General features: G+C 69.1%; 18 protein-coding genes. 6 read left to right on the forward strand and 12 right to left on the reverse strand.

The window, feature by feature from the left end; all coding sequences use genetic code 11:
* Nucleotides 1-120 precede the first annotated feature (120 nt).
* From VV867_RS25940 to VV867_RS25960, 5 genes are all read right to left on the reverse strand, one after another.
* Complete coding sequence (locus VV867_RS25940; RefSeq protein ID WP_328567943.1) at nt 121-1,233, reverse strand: NADH:flavin oxidoreductase; 1,113 nt, start codon at nt 1,231-1,233, stop codon at nt 121-123.
* A 58-nt stretch (nt 1,234-1,291) separates the two neighbouring features.
* Complete coding sequence (locus tag VV867_RS25945; protein WP_328567944.1) at nt 1,292-1,885, reverse strand: TetR/AcrR family transcriptional regulator; 594 nt, start codon at nt 1,883-1,885, stop codon at nt 1,292-1,294.
* Between the two features lie 78 nt (nt 1,886-1,963).
* Complete coding sequence (locus VV867_RS25950; RefSeq protein ID WP_109934168.1) at nt 1,964-2,704, reverse strand: nitroreductase family protein; 741 nt, start codon at nt 2,702-2,704, stop codon at nt 1,964-1,966.
* A 115-nt stretch (nt 2,705-2,819) separates the two neighbouring features.
* Nucleotides 2,820-3,302 carry a glutathione peroxidase gene (locus VV867_RS25955; RefSeq protein ID WP_089389632.1) on the reverse strand — a complete coding sequence of 161 codons (483 nt, stop codon included), beginning with the start codon at nt 3,300-3,302 and terminating at the stop codon, nt 2,820-2,822.
* Nucleotides 3,303-3,505: 203 nt separating this feature from the next.
* A complete protein-coding gene (locus tag VV867_RS25960) occupies nt 3,506-3,991 on the reverse strand; it encodes an FKBP-type peptidyl-prolyl cis-trans isomerase (protein WP_109934169.1) in 486 nt (161 codons plus the stop codon).
* Between VV867_RS25960 and VV867_RS25965 the strand changes: the two genes are divergently transcribed.
* The 4 genes from VV867_RS25965 to VV867_RS25980 all read left to right on the forward strand — a co-directional run bounded on the left by VV867_RS25965 (nt 3,960) and on the right by VV867_RS25980 (nt 8,708).
* On the forward strand, nt 3,960-4,292 hold the full coding sequence (locus tag VV867_RS25965; RefSeq protein ID WP_328567945.1) for a DUF3565 domain-containing protein: 333 nt from the start codon (nt 3,960-3,962) through the stop codon (nt 4,290-4,292). The two genes, VV867_RS25960 and VV867_RS25965, sit on opposite strands and share 32 nt — an antisense overlap.
* A gap of 5 nt (nt 4,293-4,297) precedes the next feature.
* A complete protein-coding gene (locus VV867_RS25970) occupies nt 4,298-5,485 on the forward strand; it encodes an acetate kinase (protein ID WP_328567946.1) in 1,188 nt (395 codons plus the stop codon).
* Between the two features lie 59 nt (nt 5,486-5,544).
* The gene (pta, locus tag VV867_RS25975) at nt 5,545-7,668 is read left to right on the forward strand and encodes a phosphate acetyltransferase (RefSeq protein WP_328567947.1); all 2,124 of its coding nucleotides are present in this window, start codon (nt 5,545-5,547) and stop codon (nt 7,666-7,668) included.
* Between the two features lie 125 nt (nt 7,669-7,793).
* Nucleotides 7,794-8,708 carry an acyltransferase gene (locus VV867_RS25980; protein ID WP_109934172.1) on the forward strand — a complete coding sequence of 305 codons (915 nt, stop codon included), beginning with the start codon at nt 7,794-7,796 and terminating at the stop codon, nt 8,706-8,708.
* Nucleotides 8,709-9,081: 373 nt separating this feature from the next.
* On the opposite strand, the gene VV867_RS25985 is transcribed toward VV867_RS25980, so the two are convergent.
* The 3 genes from VV867_RS25985 to VV867_RS25995 all read right to left on the reverse strand — a co-directional run bounded on the left by VV867_RS25985 (nt 9,082) and on the right by VV867_RS25995 (nt 11,625).
* Nucleotides 9,082-9,807, reverse strand: a complete 726-nt coding sequence (locus VV867_RS25985; RefSeq protein ID WP_109934173.1) for an OmpA family protein — start codon at nt 9,805-9,807, stop codon at nt 9,082-9,084.
* Nucleotides 9,808-9,891: 84 nt separating this feature from the next.
* A complete protein-coding gene (locus tag VV867_RS25990) occupies nt 9,892-10,536 on the reverse strand; it encodes an MBL fold metallo-hydrolase (RefSeq protein WP_109934174.1) in 645 nt (214 codons plus the stop codon).
* Nucleotides 10,537-10,608: 72 nt separating this feature from the next.
* The gene (locus tag VV867_RS25995) at nt 10,609-11,625 is read right to left on the reverse strand and encodes an AraC family transcriptional regulator (protein WP_109934175.1); all 1,017 of its coding nucleotides are present in this window, start codon (nt 11,623-11,625) and stop codon (nt 10,609-10,611) included.
* 123 nt (nt 11,626-11,748) lie between these two features.
* Here VV867_RS25995 and VV867_RS26000 point away from each other — a divergent pair, with 123 nt between their 5' ends.
* Complete coding sequence (locus VV867_RS26000; protein ID WP_109934176.1) at nt 11,749-12,588, forward strand: metal-dependent hydrolase; 840 nt, start codon at nt 11,749-11,751, stop codon at nt 12,586-12,588.
* 381 nt (nt 12,589-12,969) lie between these two features.
* Here the strand turns inward: VV867_RS26000 and VV867_RS26005 are convergent, their stop codons facing one another.
* Nucleotides 12,970-13,908, reverse strand: a complete 939-nt coding sequence (locus VV867_RS26005) for an alpha/beta fold hydrolase (RefSeq protein WP_109934177.1) — start codon at nt 13,906-13,908, stop codon at nt 12,970-12,972.
* Between the two features lie 69 nt (nt 13,909-13,977).
* A complete protein-coding gene (locus tag VV867_RS26010; RefSeq protein WP_328567948.1) occupies nt 13,978-14,640 on the reverse strand; it encodes a TetR/AcrR family transcriptional regulator in 663 nt (220 codons plus the stop codon).
* A 90-nt stretch (nt 14,641-14,730) separates the two neighbouring features.
* On the opposite strand from VV867_RS26010, the gene VV867_RS26015 reads away from it, so the two are divergent.
* Nucleotides 14,731-15,588 (forward strand): hypothetical protein, encoded by an 858-nt coding sequence (locus tag VV867_RS26015; RefSeq protein ID WP_109934179.1) that lies wholly within the window; start codon nt 14,731-14,733, stop codon nt 15,586-15,588.
* Between the two features lie 263 nt (nt 15,589-15,851).
* On the opposite strand, the gene VV867_RS26020 is transcribed toward VV867_RS26015, so the two are convergent.
* Together VV867_RS26020 and VV867_RS26025 are read right to left on the reverse strand one after the other, a co-directional pair.
* The gene (locus VV867_RS26020) at nt 15,852-18,578 is read right to left on the reverse strand and encodes a LuxR C-terminal-related transcriptional regulator (RefSeq protein ID WP_328567949.1); all 2,727 of its coding nucleotides are present in this window, start codon (nt 18,576-18,578) and stop codon (nt 15,852-15,854) included.
* A 714-nt stretch (nt 18,579-19,292) separates the two neighbouring features.
* Nucleotides 19,293-21,188 carry a propionyl-CoA synthetase gene (locus VV867_RS26025; protein WP_328567950.1) on the reverse strand — a complete coding sequence of 632 codons (1,896 nt, stop codon included), beginning with the start codon at nt 21,186-21,188 and terminating at the stop codon, nt 19,293-19,295.
* Between the last annotated feature and the right edge of the window lie 56 nt (nt 21,189-21,244).

Genomic DNA, 21,244 nt, shown 5'->3' on the forward strand with positions numbered 1-21,244 from the left:
TCAGCAGATCGGAAGGCCTGCTTCGGAAAAGATTTGTAAATACGGCAGAAATGCCCTTAGGAATCTGACGAAAGAAACCGCCCGGGGATGTCCCCGGGCGGTTTCGTCGATCCGTGGCGATCAGGCCAGGGACATCAGCGCATCGCGGCTGAACGGCTTGATGTCGGCCAGGCGGCCGTCGCGCACCTTCAGCGCCCAGTCCGGGTCCACCAGCAGCGCGCGGCCCACCGCCACCAGGTCGAACTCCTGCTTGCCCAGGCGCTCCAGCAGGCCTTCGATGCCCGAGGGCTGGGCCACTTCGTCGGTCTTGCCGAAGAAGGCGAGGAACTCGCTGCCGTCCAGGCCGACGTTGCCCACGGTGATGGTCGGCTTGCCGGTGAGCTGGCGCGTCCAGCCGGCCAGGTTGAGGTCCGAGCCTTCGAACTCGGGAATCCAGAAGCGGCGGGTCGAGCAGTGGAAGATGTCCACGCCGGCGTCCGACAGCGGCTCGAGGAAGGCCGCCAGTTCTTCCGGGGTCTGTACCAGGCGTGCGCCGTAGTCCTGCTGCTTCCACTGCGAGAAACGGAAGATGATCGGGTAGTCCGGGCCCACCGCCTCGCGTACGGCGCGGATCAGCTCAATGGCGAAGCGCGAACGGTTGGCCAGGCTGCCGCCGTATTCGTCGGTGCGCTTGTTGCTGCCGTCCCAGAAGAACTGGTCGATCAGGTAGCCGTGGGCGCCGTGGATCTCCACGCCGTCCATGCCGATGGCCTTGGCGTCGCGGGCGGCCTGGGCGAAGGCGGCGATGACTTCCCGGATGTCCTCTTTGGTCATCTCGTGGACCAGCTCCTGGCCGTCCTTCACCTTGCCGCTGGGGCCGTAGCCGGGGACGCTGGCGTCCGGCTCCACGCCCAGGCGGCGCACGGAACCGACGTGCCACAGCTGCGGGACGATCTTGCCGCCTTCGGCGTGCACCGCGTCGACCACCTGCTTCCAGCCGGCCAGGGCGTCCTCGCCGTAGAAGCGCGGCACGTTCGGGTAGCCGTTGGCGGCCTTGTGGCCGACGGTGGTGCCTTCGGTGACGATCAGGCCGACGCCGGCGGCGGCGCGGCGGCGGTAGTACTCCACCACCTGGGCGTGGGGCACGCCGCCCGGGCTGAAGTTGCGGGTCATCGGGGCCATGACCACGCGGGTCGGCAGCTCCAGGTTGCCGAGGCGGAAGGGTTCGAACAGGCTCTCTACGGATGCGCTCACGAAAGTTCTCCAGGGGCGGCCGGGTGGCCGGGCGTCCCGTCAGTGGGTTGCACGATGTTCAGGCCGCCAGCACCCGCTCCAGGCGGGCGATGAAGGCTTCCATGGGTTGCAGCGAGCCGCTGGTCTTCAGCCGCCCCAGCACGCCCTGCCAGGCGTTGGCGATGAAGGCGGCGAGGTTCTCGCAGTCCTCGTCCGCCGCCAGCTCGCCGGCGCGCTGCGCCTGGGCCAGGCAGTCGCGGAGGATGTCGGCGCCGCGCTGGAGGATGGCGTCGACCTTGGCGCCGATGGCCGGCGACAGTTCGGCCATCTCGAAGCTCAGGCTGCCGATGAAGCAGTGGTACTCGGCCTTTTCCTGGCGGGCGAAGTGCGCCATCAGCTCGGCGTAGTAGCCGAGGATGCGCGCCCGCGGGCCCAGCGCCGGGTTGCCCAGGGCTTGGGCGTAGCGCTGCAGGCGCGGGCCGTAGATCTGCTCCAGGGCCTGCAGGGCGAAGTCTTCCTTGCTGTCGAAGTAGTGGTAGAAGGAGCCCTTGGGGATGCCCGCGGCCTGGACGATGTCCTGCACCCCGGTGCCGTGGTAGCCGCAGCGGGTCATGACCGCCGAGCCCTTGGCCAGGATGAGGTCGCGCTTGTCGAGTCGGATGCGGGTGTTCATGGGGCGCAGGATATGACCGGTCGTCTCGCCCTGCCCAGCACTATTGATGGCGGTGATTCCGCGCCACAACCGGCGGCCTCAATGCCAGCTGACGTGCTGCTCCAGCGGGAAGCGCAGGCGCGGGTTGTACACCCCGCGCTCGCTGGCCCGGCCCACCGCCAGCAGCATGATCGGCACGGCCCGCGGCGGGATGTCCAGTACGCGGCGCAGGCGCACCTCGTCGAAGCCCTCCATGGGGCAGCTGGCGTAGCCGTGGCTCTGCACCGCGAGCATCAGGTTCTGCGCCGCCAGGGCCGTGGATTTTACCGCCCACAGGCGCATCTGCCCATGGCTGTTGGGCGTGCGCATCAATGGCCGGCGCAGGCCGGCCAGGCGCACCAGGCAACGCTTGAACAGGCCGCGCAGGCCAAAGGCGCCCTGGTCGTACTGGAAGGGCGCGGCTTTCGCGTAGAACTTGCGCACCTGTTCCGGCACCTGCGGCTCCGGCCACTGCTCGACCACCTGGCGGCAGGCCTCGCGCCAGGTGTCCGGGCGCGCCAGCACGGCGATCAGCACCGGCGCGGTGCGCGCGGCGTTCTGGTTCAGGCAGACCTCGTGCAGGCGCTGGCGCAGCGCCGGCTCGCGGATCACCTGGAAGCTCCAGGGCTGCAGGTTGCAGGAGTTGGGCGCGAGGGTCGCCAGTTCCAGGCAGTCGCGCAGCACCGCGTCCGGCACCGGCTCGTCGGTGAAGCGGCGCACCGAGCGGCGCTGCTCGATGAGCTGGCGCAGGGCGGCCGGCCCGCAGGCAAGGTCAGGGGTTTCGGCGACGAATCGGGTCATGGCGGCGTCCTCGGTCGGTCCGGGGATTAAACCCGGCCAGCGGCGCCGCGCACAGGCGTAGGAGAGAAATGCCGGCAGGATTGGCGCAAGCGCCCTCACCTGCCGGGGCGCGGGCTCAGCCCAGGGCCTTCTCGATGGCCTGCACCAGGGCCGGGTCGTCCGGCGTGGTGCGCGGGCTGAAGCGGGCCAGCACGCGGCCGTCGGGGGCGAGCAGGAACTTCTCGAAGTTCCAGGTGATGTCGCCGGGGAACTCGGCGCCCTCGCCCGCCAGCAGGCGGTACAGCGGATGGCGCTCGGAGCCGTTGACCTCGAGCTTGGCCGACATCGGGAAGCTGACGCCGTAGTTCAGCGAGCAGAACGACTGGATTTCCGTCTCGCTGCCCGGTTCCTGGCCGGCGAACTGGTTGCAGGGCAGGCCCAGGACCACGAAGCCGCGGTCGCGGTATTGCTGGTAGAGCTTCTCCAGCCCGGCGTACTGCGGGGTCAGACCACACCTGGAGGCGACGTTCACCACCAGCACCACCTTGCCCTTCAATGGGGAGAGCGGCAGATCCTGGCCGTCCAGGCCACGCAGAGTCAGATCGTGAAAAGCGCTCATTGGAGTACTCCTTGAATGAAATAGGCACACGAAGTGCCGTGCGCCCGGCCGGACAAGTCGTCCACGCAGCGCATCCCAGTCGGTTCGGGAAAAAGGCCCAGCATCCGTGCATGCGAAAGGCGCCCTCAGGCGCCTTTCACGGGTACAAGCTTAGCAGCTCCGACCGGGTGTCACCGGGCCATCAATCGGCCCGACGAAACACCTCAGTGGTGGTGGCCGCCTTCGCCATGGATGTGGCCGTGGGCGACTTCCTCGGCGGAAGCGTCGCGCACGTTGACCACCTTGACCTTGAAGTTCAGGCGCTGGCCGGCCAGCGGGTGGTTGCCGTCGACGGTCACGTCGTCGCCGTCGATGTCGCGGATGGTGACGATCTGCATGCCGCCGTCCGGCGCCGAAGCGTGGAACTGCATGCCGACCTGCAGCTCGTCGACGCCTTCGAACATCTCGCGGCTCAGGGTGGCGACCAATTCGGCGCTGTATTCGCCGTAGGCTTCGCCCGGCTCGATGGCGACGTCCAGCTCGTCACCGACCTGCTTGCCTTCCAGGGCCTTCTCCAGGCCGGAAATGATGTTGCCGGCACCATGCAGGTAAACCAGCGGAGCGCCGCCGGCGGAACTGTCGATGACCTCACCTGCGTCGTTGGTCAGGGTATAGTCGATGGAAACCGCCTTGTTGGCTGCGATCTGCATGGGGAAGAACCTTTCGGAAAAAGAAGTTGAGCGGGCAAGTTTACGCCGGGCCGGGGATGAAAGCGACCCGAAGGCGGACGGATGGCCCGTGCGCGAGCCGCCGCGCCTGCTTGACTTCCATCAGGACGAGGACGGCCACTGGGTGGCAGTGTTGTCCTGCGGCCATACCCAGCACCTGCGCCACCAGCCGCCCTGGCAGTCGCGCCTCTGGGTGCTGGACGCCGAGGCGCGCGCGGCGCTGCTCGGCCGGCCCTTCGCCTGCGGCTGGTGCGCGCGGGCATCCCTCCCCGACAAGGACTGACAAGCATGGCGGCACGCAACATCCTGGTAATCAACTGCGGCAGTTCCTCGATCAAGTTCGCCCTGGCCAGCGAGGACAGCGAGGGCTTCGTCCTCCACGGCCTGGCCGAGCGCCTGGGCGAGCCCGGGGCGGTGCTCGGCTGGGTCCGCGGCGGCCAGCGCGACAGCCTGGAGCTGGGCGACGGCGCCGGCCACGAAGCGGCCCTGGCGCGCCTGCTGCCGCTGGTGGAGCAGGCCGTGAAGGGCCCGCTGCACGCCATCGGCCACCGCGTGGTGCACGGCGGCGAGCGCTTCACCCAGGCCTGCCGGATCGACGCCGAGGTGCTCCAGGCGATCCGCGACACCGTGCCCCTGGCGCCGCTGCACAACCCGGCCAACCTGCTGGGCATCGAGGCGGCCATGGCGCTTTATCCACGGCTGCCCCACGTCGCCGTGTTCGACACCGCCTTCCACCAGAGCCTGCCGCCGCGCGCCTACCGCTACGCCCTGCCGGAGCCGCTGTACCGCGAGCAGCACGTGCGCCGCTACGGCTTCCACGGCACCAGCCACCGCTACGTCAGCCACCGCGCCGCCGAGATCAGCGGCCTGGCCCTGGGCGACAGCTACTGGATCTGCGCGCACCTGGGCAACGGCAGCTCCACCTGCGCCATCGCCGAGGGCCAGAGCCGCGACACCAGCATGGGCCTGACGCCGCTGGAAGGCCTGGTGATGGGCACCCGCAGCGGCGACGTCGACCCCAACCTGCACAGCCACCTGGCGCGCACCCTGGGCTGGAGCCTGGAGAAGATCGACCACATGCTCAACCACGACAGCGGCCTGCTCGGCCTGTCGGGGCTGTCCAACGACATGCGCACCCTGGAGCACGCCCGCGAGCAGGGCCACGCCAACGCGGCCCTGGCCATCGAGGTGTTCTGCTACCGCCTGGCCAAGTCCCTGGCGGCCATGAGCTGCGCCCTGCCGCGCCTGGACGGGCTGATCTTCACCGGCGGCATCGGCGAGAACTCGCCCCTGGTGCGCAACCTCACGGTGCAGCACCTGCACGTGATGAACCTGCAGCTCGACGGCGAGGCCAACGCCCGCTGCGTGCGCGGCGTCGAGGGGCCGATCCACGCGCAGGGCCACCCGCGGGTGCTGGTGATCCCGACCAACGAGGAACGCCAGATCGCCCTCGACACCCTGGCCGTGCTCGGCTGAAGATTGCTTCTCCGGCCCCACAAGGGCCGCAGCGAAACCGAACGGCTTAAGGAGCCCGGATGCACACCTTCTTCATCGCCCCCACCGGCTTCGGCGTGGGCCTCACGTCCATCAGCCTGGGCCTGATCCGCGCCCTGCAGCGCGCCGGCCTGAAGGTCGGCTTCTACAAACCCATCGCCCAGCCGCAGCCCGGCGACGACGGCCCGGAACGCTCCAGCGAGCTGGTGGCCCGCACCCACGGCCTCAAGCCGCCCACCCCGCTGCCCCTGGGCAAGGTCGAGCGGATGCTCGGCGACGGCCTGCTGGACGACCTGCTCGAAGGCATCATCCACGAGTACCGGGCCGCCGCCGAGGGCCAGGACGTGATGATCATCGAGGGCATGGTCCCCACCCGCCACGTCAGCTACGCCGCGCGCATCAACTTCCACCTGGCCAAGAGCACCGACGCCGAGGTGATCCTGGTCTCGGCGCCGGAGAACGAGACGCTCAACGAGCTGTGCGACCGCCTGGAGATCCAGGCCCAGCTGTTCGGCGGCGCCCACGACCCGAAACTGCTCGGGGTGATCCTCAACAAGGTCCGCGACGTCGACGGCGAAGGCCGCCCGCTGGAAGGCGAGGCCGCCGCCCAGCGCTTCGCCTCGCGCCTGAGCGAGCATTCGGCGCTGATGCGCGGCGGCGAGTTCCGCCTGCTCGGCTGCATCCCCTGGCAGGACGACCTCAACGCCCCGCGCACCCGCGACGTGGCCGACCTGCTCGACGCCAGCGTGCTCAACGCCGGCGACTACGAGCAGCGCCGCGTGCAGAAGATCATCCTCTGCGCGCCCTCGGCGCCGAACACCGTGCACCTGCTCAAGCCCGGCGTGCTGGTGGTGGTGCCGGGCGACCGCGACGACATCATCCTCGCCGCGTGCCTGGCGGCGATGAACGGCGTGCCCCTGGCCGGCCTGCTGCTGTGCAGCGGCCTGGCCCCGGACGCGCGGATCATGGAGCTGTGCCGCAGCGCCCTGCAGAGCGGGCTGCCGGTGCTGACGGTGAACACCGGCTCCTTCGACACCGCCGGCGACCTCACGCGGATGAACAAGGAAATCCCCATCGACGACCGCGAGCGCGCCGAGCGCGTCACCGAGTACGTCGCCGGGCACATCGACTTCGAATGGCTGCGCGAGCGCTGCGGCGCGCCCCACGAGCCGCGCCTGTCGCCGCCGGTGTTCCGCTACCAGCTGACCCAGCGCGCCGCCCACGCCGGCAAGCGCATCGTCCTGCCCGAGGGCAGCGAGCCGCGCACCGTGCAGGCGGCGGTGATCTGCCACGCCCGCGGCATCGCCCGCTGCGTGCTGCTGGCCAAGCCCGACGACGTCCAGGCGGTGGCGCAGATGCTCGGCATCGCCCTGCCCGCGGACCTCGAGGTCATCGACCCGGACCGGGTCCGCAGCCGCTACGTCGAACCCATGGTGGCGCTGCGCAAGGGCAAGAACCTCAACGCGCCCATGGCCGAGCAGCAGCTGGAGGACAACGTGGTGCTGGGCACCATGATGCTCGCCCTGGACGAGGTGGACGGCCTGGTCTCCGGGGCCATCCACACCACCGCCAACACCATCCGCCCGGCGCTGCAGCTGATCAAGACCGCGCCCGGCTACAACCTGGTGTCCTCGGTGTTCTTCATGCTGCTGCCCGACCAGGTGGTGGTCTACGGCGACTGCGCGGTGAATCCCGACCCTTCGGCCAGTGACCTGGCGGAAATCGCCCTGCAGAGTGCCGACTCGGCGCAGGCCTTCGGCATCACCCCGCGGGTGGCGATGATCAGCTACTCCACGGGGGACTCGGGAACCGGCGCGGATGTCGAGAAAGTGCGGGAAGCGACGCGCATCGCGCAGGAAAAACGCCCCGATCTGTTGATCGACGGGCCCTTGCAGTATGATGCCGCCGCCGTCGCCGGCGTCGGCCGCCAGAAGGCCCCCGACAGCCCGGTGGCCGGCCGCGCCACCGTGTACGTGTTCCCCGACCTGAACACCGGGAACACCACCTACAAGGCGGTGCAGCGCAGCGCCGACTGCATCAGCATCGGCCCCATGCTGCAAGGCTTGCGCAAGCCGGTGAACGACCTGTCGCGCGGCGCCCTGGTGGAAGACATCGTCTACACCATCGCGCTCACCGCGATCCAGGCCGACACGCAACAGACCTGACACCAGGAGGGCCGCCCGCGGGCGGCCCAGGCCAACGCCGGCACAGGAAGGTGCCACCGCCAACAGCGGGGCCGGAACCCCGACCACGCGCCGCCCCGTGCGTCGCCCATGTACAAGGAACGCCAATGCTCAACTTCCTTCCCCATGCCCTGCGCGGCTCGCTCGCCGGCCTGCTGCTGATCGTCAGCACCCTGTGCTGGTGCATCCCGCTGTTCGGCATGACGCTGTTCAAGCTGCTGCTGCCCTTCGCCCCCGCCCAGGCGCTGTGCCGGCGGATCATGGGGCTGATCGCCGAAGGCTGGATCAGCTGCAACAAGGGCTGGATGAACCTAGTGCAGCGCACCCGCTGGAACGTCGAAGGACTGGAGGGCCTGGAGTACGACCATTCCTACCTGGTCACCAGCAACCACCAGAGCTGGGTCGACATCCTCGTGCTGCAGTACCAGCTCAACCGCCGCCTCCCGCTGCTGCGTTTCTTCCTCAAGCAGCAGCTGATCTGGGTGCCCGTCATCGGCCTGTGCTGGTGGGCGCTGGATTTCCCCTTCATGAAGCGCTACAGCAAGGCCTACCTGGCCAGGCACCCGGAGAAGCAGGGCCAGGACCTGGCCACCACCCGCAAGGCCTGCGCCAAGTTCAAGCGCATCCCGGTGGCCATCTTCAACTTCCTCGAAGGCACCCGCTTCACCCGCGCCAAGCACGACGAGCAAGGCTCGCCCTTCCAGCACCTGCTCAAGCCCAAGGCCGGCGGCATCGCCTTCGTCCTCGACGCCATGGGCGAGCAGTTGCGCACCCTGGTCAACGTCACCATCCACTACCCCGACGGCAGCCCGACCTTCTGGTGCCTGCTGTCCGGGCGCCTGAAGCGCGTGGTGGTGCGCTTCGAGGAACTGGAGATCCCGCGGCAGTTCATCGGCAAGAGCTACGACCAGGACGCGGACTACCGCGCCGAATTCCAGCGCTGGGTGAACCAGCTGTGGGAGCGCAAGGACCAGTTGCTGGCGCAGCTGCACCGCGAGTATCCGGCTGGGGCCAAGGCTTGAGGGTGTGTGCTTTTCGTATTTGTAGGAGCGAGCTTGCCCGCGAAGGGTGACCGCGGCGCTGGAAACCCGTAGGGCGACTTCGGGTTCGACCTTGACGTGGGTTGTGGTGAAGGTGAAACGGCGGATAACCGCGAACGGTTATCCGCCCTACGTCACGGTCAAACCCGGCGTAGGGCGCATAACGCCTACGGCGTTATCCGCCGAATCGCGGACAGAGTCCGCTCCTACGGTTCAGGGAAGCACGGTCGTAGGAGCGGACTCCGTCCGCGATTGGAGTCACCGACCACGCCGGACGTCCCGGTGGCACGACCAATACCCCTGCCCCCAACAAAAAAAGCCCGCCAACCGGCGGGCTTTTTCATCCAGGCAACGCTTACTGATACTGCTGCCCACCCTGGGGCGCGGTGCCCTGGGCGCCCGGCAGGGCCTTCAGGTTGACCTCGACGCGGCGGTTCTGCGCGCGGCCGTCGACCGTGGAGTTGCTCGCGATCGGCTGGTCCGGGCCCATGCCGCGGGTGCTCACGCGGGTGCCGTCGACGCCTTGCGAGGTCAGGTAGGTGGCCACGCTCTGCGCACGGCGCTGCGACAGGTCCATGTTGTGCTGGCGGCTGCCGGTGCTGTCGGTGTAGCCGACGATCTCGATGCTGTTCTGGTTGAACTGCTTGAAGGAGTTCGCCAGGTTGTTCAGCGGCGCGTAGAAGGACGGGGCGATGTTCGCCGAGTCGGTGGCGAAGGTGATGTTGCCCGGCATGATCAGTTTGATGTCGTCGCCCTGGCGCTGCACCTGCACGCCGGTGCCCTGCATCTGCTGGCGCAGCTGGGCCTCCTGCTTGTCGGCGTAGTAGCCGTAGCCGGCGGCGGCCGCACCGGCCACCGCGGCGCCGATCAGCGCGCCCTTGCCACGGTTGTCGTGGTTGATGGCGGCACCGGCCACGGCACCGGCCAGCGCGCCCAGGCCACCGTACTTGGCGGTCTTGCTCACGCCGCCTTCCGGCGGGACCTGGGTGTTGGGGTCATAGGGGTTCTGCGAGGCGCAACCGGCCATGAGAGCGAAGGCGGTGACGGCCGCGACCATGGACAGACGACGTGCGGTGAACATGAAGGAAGACTCCTCGAATAGCGATACGCCCTTTCCCGGGCGGCAGGTTAGAGCTCAGGACGTGCAAAAGATTCCACAGCAACCTTAAGCACGGATGAACGGATTCTCGCGCATTTCATCGCCCAGGCGGGTATCCGGGCCGTGGCCGGTGACCACGGTGGCCTCCTCGTCCAGGCTGTACAGGCGCGTCTTGATCGAGCGCTCGATGGTGGCGTAGTCGCCACCCCACAGGTCGGTGCGGCCGATGCCGCGGCGGAACAGGGTGTCGCCGGCGATCAGCAGCCTGGCGCCGGGGAACCAGAAGCTCATCGAGCCGGGCGTGTGCCCCGGGGTGTGCAGCGCCACGCCGCAGCCGCAGGCCAGTTCCTCGTCGTCCTGCAGCCACTGGTCCGGCGAGGGCACCGGCTGGTAGGGCACGCCGAACATGCGGCACTGCATCTCAAGGTTGTCCCAGAGGAACTGGTCGCCCTGGTGCAGGTGCAGGGTGGCGCCGGTCTTCTCCTTCATCTGCCCGGAGGCGAGGAAGTGGTCCAGGTGCGCGTGGGTGTGGATGATGCTGACCACCTTCAGGCCCAGGGCGTCGAGGCGCTGCAGGATCAGCTCGTGGTCGCCGCCGGGGTCGACCACGATGGCCTTCTTCGTCAGCGGGTCGCCGATGATGGTGCAGTTGCACTGCAGGGGGCCGACGGGGAAGGTTTCGCGGATCAGCGCGGGCTGGGCGGCGTCCATGGGGCATGTCCTGGCAAGTTTCGACAAACGCCAAGGGTGACGGCAAAGCAGCTGCGCTTCAACTCCCCGCACTCAGTCGCTGCGGTAGTCGGTGGGCAACTTGCCGGTCCACTTGCGGAACGCCCGGCGGAAGTTCGACGGGTCGTTGAAGCCCAGCAGCAGGGCGATCTCGTACAGCGGCAGGTGGGTGGTGGTGAGGTACTGCAGGGCCAGGCGCTTGCGCACGTCGTCCAGCACCTGCTGGTAGGTGGTGCCCAGGCTCGACAGGTGCCGGCGCAGGCTGCGGCCGCTGGTGTGCAACTCGCGCGCCGCGGTGTCCAGGTCGGGGAACTCGCCGGGGCGCGCCAGCAGCAGGCGGCGGATGCGGGTGAGCAGGCCTTCCTGCACGTCCAGGCTGGCCAGCAGCGCCTCGCACTGCTGCTCGCACATCTGCACCGTGGCCGGGTTGGCCAGGGCCATGGGGCGGCCCAGGTATTCCCGCGGCAGGCTGATGTAGTGGAACGGCTGGTCGAAGGCCGCCGCCACGCCGAACACCTCGGTGTAGCGCCCGGCATAGGGCGGTTCGGGGAAGGCGAAGCCGACCTCCACGCCCTGCAGCGGCTCGCCGACGAGAAAGCGGGCGATGGTGTACAGGCTGGTCATCAGGCCCTCGCCGGCGAAGCGCTGCATGGGCCCCAGGGGGATCGACTCGCTGGCGCGCAGCTGCGAGCGGTCCTGCTCCTCGACCCGCTCCAGGTCGTAGGCCAGGCCGAGCACGCGGTAGTACTTGAGGGCGAAGTCGATGGCCTTTTCCAGGTTGGCGCTGGACAGCACCGCGTAGCCGAGGATGCCGTGGGTGGACACGTTCAGGCGCTGGCCCAGCAGCAGGCCGAAGGCCGGCTCGCCGCAGTTGGCCAGGGCGGCGCCGGCGAGCAGGTTGAAGTCGATGAAGGACAGGCGCCCGGCCGGGCTGTGCAGCACCTCGGGGCGCACCCGGGCCAGTTCGAACAGGCGCTGGCGCGGCACGCCGAGCTCCTCGGCGAGGTCGAGCAGGGCCTGGGCGTAAGCCACCGGGACCAGCTCGGCGGTGAAGTTGAGCGGTTGTTTCATGGGCTTCTTCTTGTTCTGACCGCTGGCCGGATATGACCGGAAAGTTGGCAGAAGATAACCTTGTGAGCCTTCCCTCGCAAGCCCAAGATCGGTTCCATGGAAACCCACACTAACGGAGCCGTCATGGCCAGCACGACCCCCGCAGGACTGGAAATCAAGCCACGGCACATGGACTTCGAGCTGCCCGACCCGCTGCCCCGCCACTGGCATGGTGGCGACGCCTTCAAGTCGCACCTGTTCGACGCCATGTCGGTGCTCTTCCCCGATGGCGAGCGCTTCTTCATCGACTCGGTGCGCAACTTCCGCGAGCAGATCGCCGACCCGGTGCTCAAGGAACAGATCCGCGGCTTCATCGGCCAGGAAGGCCACCACAGCCGCGAGCATCTGGTGTACAGCCAGCGCCTGAAAGACCTCGGCTACGACATCACGCGCATCGAGAAGCTGGCCCAGGCGCGCATCCGCTACACCCAGAAGAAATTCAGCACCCGCCGCCAGCTGGCGGCCACCGCGGCGCTGGAGCACATCACCGCGATCATGGCCAACGGCCTGCTCACCAACCCGCGCACCCTGGAGGGCGCCGAGCCGGTGATGCAGCGCCTGTGGCGCTGGCACGCCCTGGAAGAGACCGAGCACAAGGCGGTGGCCTTCGACGTCTACAACCAGGTCTGCGGCAGCCGCCGCCTGCTGCGCCGGGCGATGGTGATGGCGACCTTCTTCTTCGTCCTCGACACCTTCCGCGGCCTGGTGCACATGCTCAAGCGCGACGGCCTGCTGTGGAACTGGCGGGTGTGGCGCGACGGCCTGAAGTGGAGCTGGGGCAAGGAAGGCGTGTTCCGCCCGCTGCTGCGCGAGTACCGCGACTTCTTCCGCAAGGACTTCCACCCCTGGCAGCACGACAACCTCGACCTGCTGTACCAGGTGCGCAAGGAATACGATCCGCAGCCGATGGCTCACGCGGGCTGAACCAGCCCATGCCCCGCCGACGCCCCGCCCAGCCGGGGCGTTGGTGTTTCTGCAGGGGACGATTGTCCAAGCGTAGGGCGGATAACCGTTCGCGGTTATCCGCCGTTGGCCGGAACACCGGAGTCCGGCGACAACGGCACTGGGTTCCCGCGTTCGCGGGAATGACGAGGCGGAAGGATGATGCCGGAATTCCAGGCAGCTCCAGACAGCCCCCTCTCCCTTCAGGGCGGGGCGCGCAGCCGAGGGTTGGAGAGGGCGCTCTTGAACCCAACACCTACGTCACCGGTAACCACTGTTCGCGAGCAAGCTCGCTCCTACGAAAAGCCGCCTCCCAATGAAAAAACCCCGGCGAACCGGGGCTTTTTTCATCGCAACGCCCGATCAGGCATGCAGGAACCGCAACGCATCCGCCGCCGTCTGCTGCGGGATCTCCTCCATGGGGATATGCCCCACGCCGGGATAGGTCTTCACCTGCAGCCCCGGCAGGTCGCGCTGCCACAGCGGCACGTGCTTCGGCGAGATCCAGCGGTCGCGCTCGCCCCACATCAGCAGCGTCGGCACCTTGATCTGCGCCACCCGCGCCGGGGTGCCCGGCAGTTCCTCGCGGTTGGCCTTCACCAGCACGCGGAAGATGTCGATCATGGCGCGGCGGTTGCCCGGGCGGCGGCTGATGTCGTAGTAGCGGTCGACCACCCCGGGCTGGATGCGCTGCGGGTTGCCGTAGACCTCCCGGATGCCCTGGGCCACCAGGGCGCGCGGCATCCAGGCCGGCATCAGCAGGCCGGCGCCGGGCAGCGCGGCGCTGGCGATCATCAGCGGCACCTTCTTCATCGGGTAGCCGGCCGGGTCGACCAGGATCAGCCGCTCCACCTTGTGCGGCTGGGCCAGGGCGTAGTTCCAGGCGATGTAGCCGCCCAGGGAGTTGCCGGCGATGGACACCCTGTCCAGCCCCAGGCGCTCGAGGAACAGGCCGAACACCTTCACCAGGCGCTCGCCGCTGTAGTCGCGGTCGCGGCCGCCGCCGGTGAGGCCGAAGCCGGGCACGTCGAGGCGGACGATGCGGAAGTGCCGGCCCATCTCGGCCACCCAGCCGTCCCAGGTGTGCAGCGACGCCATCACCCCGTGCACCAGCACCAGCACCGGCTTGTCGCGGCCGCCCTCGTCGCGGTAGTGGATCGGGAAGCCGTCCACCTCGATGAAGCGCGAGCCGGCTTCGGCAGGCGCGTAGCGGTCGATCAGGGCTTCCAGCGGCAGGGCGCCGAAGCCCAGGCGGGCGAAGCCGGCCGCCAGCGGCGGCTGCAGGCTGTAGGTTGCGGACATGGGGCACTCCGGTGCGCGTTGTTGTCGATGCCTGATCAGAGCACAGCGCCCCAACGCGTTGCGCCCAACCTAGGTAGTGCGCTTGCAGAGGCTGTCGACCAGCAGGTCGCCCAGTACCCGCTTGACCTCCTCCAGGTCGGGCCGCACGGCGCCGCCGAGCAGCTCGTGGGAGGCCGCCTCCAGGGCCCAGAGCAGCGCCTGGTAGGTCAGCGGCGCGTGCCGCACGCCCTCGCCGACGAAGCGTTCCTCCAGCAGCGCCTGCAACTCGTGCAGCGCCTGGCGGCGGTGCGCGGCCAGGGGTGAGTCGGAGCGTAACGCTTCCTCGTGCATCAGGCGGATGATCGGCCCCACCGCCTGGTGGTAGTCGAAGAAGCGCGCGACCATGGCGCGCAGCCAGGCCTCGCTGCTGCCGGTGGCGGTGCGCATCTCGCGGAAGCGCATCAGCAGCAGCTGCACGGCGGTGCGGTAGATGCCCTCGAGCACGTCCAGCTTGCCGTCGAAGTACTTGTAGAAGGTGCGCCGCGAGACCTTGGCCGCCGCCAGCAGGTCGTTCACCGTGGTCTCGGCCAGGCCCCTGGCGACGAACACCGGGATGCTCGCCAGCTGGATGTTGGCGCGCTGCAGGTGGTTGACCAGCGGCCCCTCGCCGCTGCCCTCCTGGCGCGCCAGGGCGCCGTAGCCGCCAAGGTCCTCGAACACCGCCAGCACCGCGCCGGATTCCTGGATCGTCATGCCCCCTCCACCCAACCAAGGCGCGGGGTGACGCCGGCCCCGCCCGTCGCTAACCTAGGCCGACCGCTCCCGCGCAAGGAAAGCCCGTTCGTGCCGACCCTAACACGCCGCCTGCTGTGGCCGCTGGCCATCCTTTTGCTGGTCGTCTGCCGCCCCGCCGCGGCCGCCGGCAACGAGCTGTACTACCTCGGCCAGCGCATCCCGGACATCCAGCGCACCTGGACCAGCGAGGACTACCAGCAACTGATCGACGCCCTGAAGAAGATCGAGGAAACCCAGGCCAACAGCCTGCCGCGGCGCAGCGGCGAATTCACCGGGCCGATCTACCAGCGCATGGTCAGCGAGGAGAACTTCCGCCCGCAGATGAACATCTACGCGCCGCTGGAACTGCGCCAGAACGAGGCGCGCGAGGTGCTGTTCAAGCTCAAGGAGCTGATGCGCCTGTACTTCGACTTCCGCGCCGCCAAGCAACCCTACGGCGCCGAGGCCCTGGGCCTGATGAGCTACTCGCTGCGCGAGCAGGCCATCCTGTTCAACCTGACGGTGGAATTCTGGATGACCCTGGCCCAGAGCGAGCAGCGCAACCCGGTGCGCCTGAAGGGCATGCAGGAGGCCAAGGCCGCCGCGGCCATGCTGACCAGCAGCGCCCTGGACTACCTGGGCCTGACCGCGCAGTTCGAGCGCCAGGACCTGGTGCTGTACAGCGCCGAGCTGGCCAAGCAACTGCCGGAGCTGTTCATCCACCTGCCCGGCGAGACCCGCGGCCAGTTGCTGGCGCGGGTGCAGGCCTTCGCCGACAAGCATCCCTACCCGGAAGTGCGGGAGAACATGCGCGACCTGCTGCCGGTGCTGCAGGCCATCCAGGCCGACGTGCAGCGCCAGCTGGCCAAGCCGGCGAAGGGTGCGCCGGCGCCGAAGGCGCTGGATCTGAGCGCGCCGAAGGAATAGCGTGGGGTCGAGGCGCTCTTCGTAGGATGGGTTGAGCCTGCGAAACCCATGCGGTCGTGGTGATGGGTATCGCTTCGCTCAACACCATCCTACGACGGTGCTCCCCTGTAGGAGCGGACCTTGTCCGCGATCGCCGGCGGTTCCAGCGCGATTCGCGGATGAGATCCGCTCCTACGCCGCCCCACCACACAGTTCCCCTTTAGGAGCGCGCCCTGCGCGCGAAATCGCGGGCAGGGCCCGCTCCTACAGGACGGGGAAACGCCCTAACGCAACAACCCCAACACCTTCGCCCGGGCCACCGCCTGGGTACGCCGTTCGACCCCGAGCTTGTCGTTGATGTGCCGGGCGTGGCTCTTCACGGTATGCAACGAGATGAACAGGCGCTCGCTGATTTCCTGGTTGGACAGGCCCTGGGCGATCAGTTCCAGCACCGCCAGCTCGCGGCCGCTGAGGCCGTCGGCGAGGGTCGCCGGGCGTTCCGCCTGGGCCGGCAGGCGTTGCAGCAACAGGCGCTGCAGCGGACAGGGCGCGCGCAGTTCCAGTTGCTCGCGCAGCCAGTCCGGTTCGTGGACGAGCAGTTCCTGCAAGGGCAGCAGGGCCCCGCCGATGGCACCCTGCAGGCAGGCGTCCAGCGCCTCGCGGGCTTCGCGCTCGCGGCCTTGCTGCAGCAGCAGGCCGACCAGCTGCGCCTGGGCCAGGCGCGCCGGCATCTGCGCCGCGGCCGGCTGGGCCGCGGCGATCAGCGTGCGCAGGCGGCGCTCGGCTTCGCCCGCGCGTTCCTCGCGGCGGGCCAGCTGCGCCTGCAGCAGTTCGATGTAGTACGGCAGCTGCGGGTGGCACTCCGGCGGCGTCGCCGGGTTGGCCCCGGAGTAGGTTTCGCTCAGGCGCTCCAGCCAGGCCGAGGCCAGCTCCAGTTGCCCCTGGGCCAGCCACAGCTCGCATTTGACCAGGGTGATGACCGACAGGTAGTACACCGGCGGCACGTCCCACACGTGCATCAGGCGCTCGGCCTCGGCCAGTTGGGCGAAGGCCTGGGTGTAGTTGCCCTGGCGCCCTTCCAGGCCGGCCAGCGCGCAGTAGCCGATCACCAGGCTGACGTCGCGGCAGGCGCGCGCCTCCTCGATGCCGGCGCGCAGCTTCTGCCGCGCCTCGTCGGCCTGCAGGCCCAGGCCGCGCAGGTAGCCCTGGTAGATCAGCAGGCGGCCGCGCACGGCGTAGCGCCGGTGCGCCGGTTGCCCGGCCAGGCGCGCCAGGCCCTGTTCCAGTTCCTCGCTGGCGCGCAACACCTCGCCGCGGGCCTGCAGGCCGCGGGCGCGATCGTAGTGCACCAGCGCTTCCAGCAAGGGGTTGCCGAAGCGCTGCGCCAGCTCCAGGGCCTCGCGGTTGAGGCCGCGGGCGCCCCAGGAGTCGCCGCGGACGATGGCCAGGTTGGCCAGGCTCGACAGGCACATCAGGCGCGGCCCGGAGCGTTCCGCCGGGAGGTGCGCCAGGGCCTCGGCGCAATGCCGTTCGGCGCCTTCGATGTCGCCGCGGCCACGGGCGATGATGCCGGCCAGGGCCTGCCACTGGGCCAGCAGGTCGGCCTGGGTGGCGGCGTCGGCGGCCGGCAGGAAACGCGCCAGCTGGGCGCCCAGTTCCTCGGCGGCATCCAGTTGGCAGGCCAGGGCCAGGGCCCAGCTGTACAGCACGATCAGCCGCGGCGTGCTGGCCAGCAGGCTATCGGGCAGGTCCATCTTCCAGCGCAGCAGGGTGGCGACGTTCTGCTCGGCAAGCAGCTGTTCTTCCGACAGGCTCTGCACCAGGCTCGCAGCCACTTCCGGGTGGCCGGCGCGCAGGGCCTGGTCCACCGCCTCGTCGAGCAGCCCGCGGGAGCTGAACCAGCGGCAGGCGCGCAGGTGCAGCGAGCCCGCCGAGGGGCCGTCGGCGGGCAGCTCGCGGGCCAGCAACAGGTCGGAGAACAGGTGGTGGTAGCGGAACCACTGGCCCTGCTCGTCCAGCGGCACCAGGAACACCTGGTGGCGCTGCAGGTGGCGCAGGATGGCGGCGCTGTCGTGGCTGTCGCGCAGGGCGTCGCACAGCTCGCCGCAGAAGCGCTCGAAGCGCGCCGTGTGCAGCAGGAAGGCCTGGACCTCGGGCGGCTGCTTGTCGATCACCTCTTCCAGCAGGTAGTCGCGGATCAGTTCCTCGGTGCCGTTCAGCGGCGCGTCGGCAGCCTGCCCGCCAAGGCCCTCGGGGTGCGCCAGCAGCCACAGGCGCAGGCCGGCGATCCAGCCTTCGCTGCGTTCGATCAGGCGCTCGACCAGCGCCTCGCTGGCCGGGGTGCCGCTGGCCGAGACCAGGGCGGCGGTTTCCTCGGCGGTCAGGCGCAGGTCCTGCTCGCTGAGCTCCAGCAACTGGCGCGACAGGCGCAGGCGCGCCAGGTGCCAGTCTGGGCGCTGGCGGCTGGTGACCAACAGCACCAGGCCGGGCGGCTGGTGGTTGAGGAGGAATTGCAGGCAGCGGTCGAGCACCGCGCCCTGGGCCAGGTGGTAGTCGTCCAGCACCAGCAGCAGCGGCGCCTCGGGGGACAGGCGCTCGGCCAGTTCGTCGAGCAGGTCGTCGAGCCAGGCTTCGAAGGCGAACGGCTGGTGGCGCTGGCGCATCTTCAGCACCGCCATGGCGTCGTCGCCCAGGCCCGGGAGGTACAGGCGCAGCCCTTCCAGCAGGCGTTCGAGGAAGCGCCCCGGGTCGCTGTCCCGCGCGCTCAGGCCCAGCCACAGGCTGCGCCAGTGTGGCGCCAGGGATTCGCAGAACTCGATGGCCAGGGAACTCTTGCCGAACCCGGCCGGGGCGCTGAGCAGCAGCAGGCGCCCGCCCAGGCCCGCGCCCATGCGCTGGCACAGCCGCGCGCGGCTGACGTAGCCGGCGGGCAGCGGCGGGCGATAGAAGCGGCTGCCACCCGGCGGGCCGGCGGTTTCCGGCGGGAGTGGCAGCGTCGAGAAATCGGTCATGCCCTGGCTCTTTGCTCTAGCTCTTATTGGGGATCCGTCGTAGCCGAGCCTAGTAGCTCGACCGGGCTATTTGAAGCCGAATTTGTTACATAACCCGGCGTTTTGCCACTAAATAATTCAGCATTCTCAGATAAATACGACATATTCCGACGGAACATCCTCTTCTGTATCGACAGCGGATTCCGTATTCATAGCCGGAATATCCGCCAATCATCGGAAAGGTAACGGGGTTCGCGGTTTTCTGAGGGTTGGCATGCCTATGCGTTGGCCGTGCCGAGGTGACACGTAGGAGCGCGCCCTGCGCGCGAAATCGCGGACGGAGTCCGCTCCTACGGTTCCAGGGAAGCACGAGCGTAGGAGCAACTGTCTTGCAGGCTGCGCCGCCTCTTTCCAACCCGTAGGGCGCATAACGCCTACGGCGTTATCCGCCGCCGTCGGGCACCGGCGTTCCGGCCGGCGGCGGATAACCGCGAACGGTTATTCGCCCTACGGTCGAGCACGGACGTAGGACCTTGTCCGCGATAGCCGGACATTCCGGCGCGGTTCGCGAATGAGATCCGCTCCTGCGCTGCCCCACCTACGCCGTTCCCCTGTAGGAGCGCGCCCTGCGCGCGAAATCGCGGGCAGGGCCCGCTCCTACAGGTCCGCCACGGACAAAAAAAGGGCCGCACCGCGGCCCTGGAGGAAAGCCGGCCCGCGGGCCGGCGCGTGGGTTCAGCTGGCCCGGGCGAGGCCCACGGCCTGCAGCCGGGCGGCTATCTCGCCGAGGATGGCCGGGTCGTCGATGGTGGACGGCGGCGCGTAGTCCTCGCCGTCGGCGATCTTGCGCAGCACGGCGCGGAGGATCTTGCCCGAGCGCGTCTTGGGTAGGCGCTTGACCACCACCGCGCGCTGGAAGCAGGCCAGCGCGCCGATGCGCTCGCGGACCAGCGCCACCAGCTCGCGCTGCAGTTGTTCCTCGGTGATGCGCGCGTCGTCCTTGAGCACCACCAGGCCCAGCGGCACGTGGCCCTTGAGCGGGTCCTGCACGGCGACCACCGCGCACTCGGCCACCGCTTCGTGCAGCGCCAGCAGCTCCTCCATCTCGCCGGTGGACAGGCGGTGGCCGGAGACGTTTATCACGTCGTCGGTGCGGCCCATGATGTGGACGAAGCCATCCTCGTCGACGAAACCGCCGTCGCCGGTGTGGTAGTAGCCGGGGAAGGCCTGCAGGTAGGCGCTGAGGTAGCGCGGGTGGTCGTTCCACAGGGTCTGCGCGCAGCCGGGCGGCAGCGGCAGGCCGATGACGATCGAGCCGGTCTGCCCCGGCGCCAGCAGGCGCCCCTCCTCGTCCACCACCTGCACGGCGTAGCCGGGCACCGCCAGGTTGCTGGAACCTGCGCGCTGCTCCTGGCAGCCCAGCCCGGTGCAGGGCGCGGTCACCGGCCAGCCGGTCTCGGTCTGCCACCAGTGGTCGAACACCGGCTTGCCGGTCAGTTCCTCCAGCCACTGGTGGGTGCTGCTGTCGAGCTTCTCGCCGGCCAGGAACAGCTGGCGCAGCGAACCCAGGTCGTATTGCCCGAGCAGTTCGCCATTGGGGTCTTCCTTGCGGATCGCGCGGATCGCCGTGGGCGCGCAGAACAGCGCGTTGACCTGGTGCTCCTGGATCACCCGCCAGTAGCTGCCGGCGTCCGGCGTGCGCACCGGCTTGCCCTCGTAGAACACCGTAGTGCAGCCGTTCATCAGCGGGCCGTAGACGATCAGCGAGTGGCCGACCACCCAGCCGACGTCGGAGATGCCCCACCAGACGTCGCCCGGCTGCATGCCGAAGATGGTCGGCAGCGCATAGTGCAGGGCCACCGCGTGGCCGCCGTTGTCGCGCACTATGCCCTTGGGCTTACCGGTGGTGCCGGAGGTGTACATGATGTACAGGGGGTCGCCGCTGGCCACCTCCACCGGGTCGGCCGGCTCGGCGTGGGCCACCGTCTCGCGCCAGTCGAGGTCGCGCCCGGCGTGCAGCTCGGCCATCGCCTGCGGGCGCTGCCAGACCAGCACGTGGGCCGGCTGGTGCAGGGCCAGTTCCAGGGCCTTGTCCACCAGCGGCTTGTATTCGATGACGCGCTCGAACTCCAGCCCGCAGGAGGCGGTGAGAATCAGCTTGGGTTTGGCATCGTCGATGCGCAGCGCCAGCTCGTAGGGGGCGAAGCCGCCGAACACCACCGAGTGCACCGCGCCGATGCGCGCGCAGGCCAGCATGGCCATGGCCGCCTGCGGCACCATGGGCATGTAGATGATCACCCCGTCGCCCTTGCCCACGCCCAGGGCGCGCAGGGCGCCGGCCAGGCGCGCCACCTCGTCGCGCAGCTCGCGGAAGCTGAAGCGCTGCTGCACGCCGGTGACCGGGGAGTCGTAGATCAGCGCCGCCTGCTCGCCGCGGCCCAGGGCGATCTGCCGGTCCAGGGCCAGGTAGCAGCTGTTCAGGCGGCCATCGGCGAACCAGCGGTGGCTGCCGTCGGGGAGTGTTTCGAGGATGCTGCGCGGGCGCTGGTACCAGGCCACGGCCTCGGCCTGTTCGGCCCAGAAGGCGGCAGGGTCCGCAACGGAGCGGGCGTAGGATTGCCGGTAATTCATCATCTGACCCTCTGAATTGTTTTTATCGAGGTCGAATAACGAGTATGGACAGGCCG

Origin of the sequence: Pseudomonas sp. JH-2 (assembly GCF_036231725.1) — a bacterium.
Taxonomy (GTDB): Bacteria; Pseudomonadota; Gammaproteobacteria; order Pseudomonadales; family Pseudomonadaceae; genus Pseudomonas; species Pseudomonas delhiensis.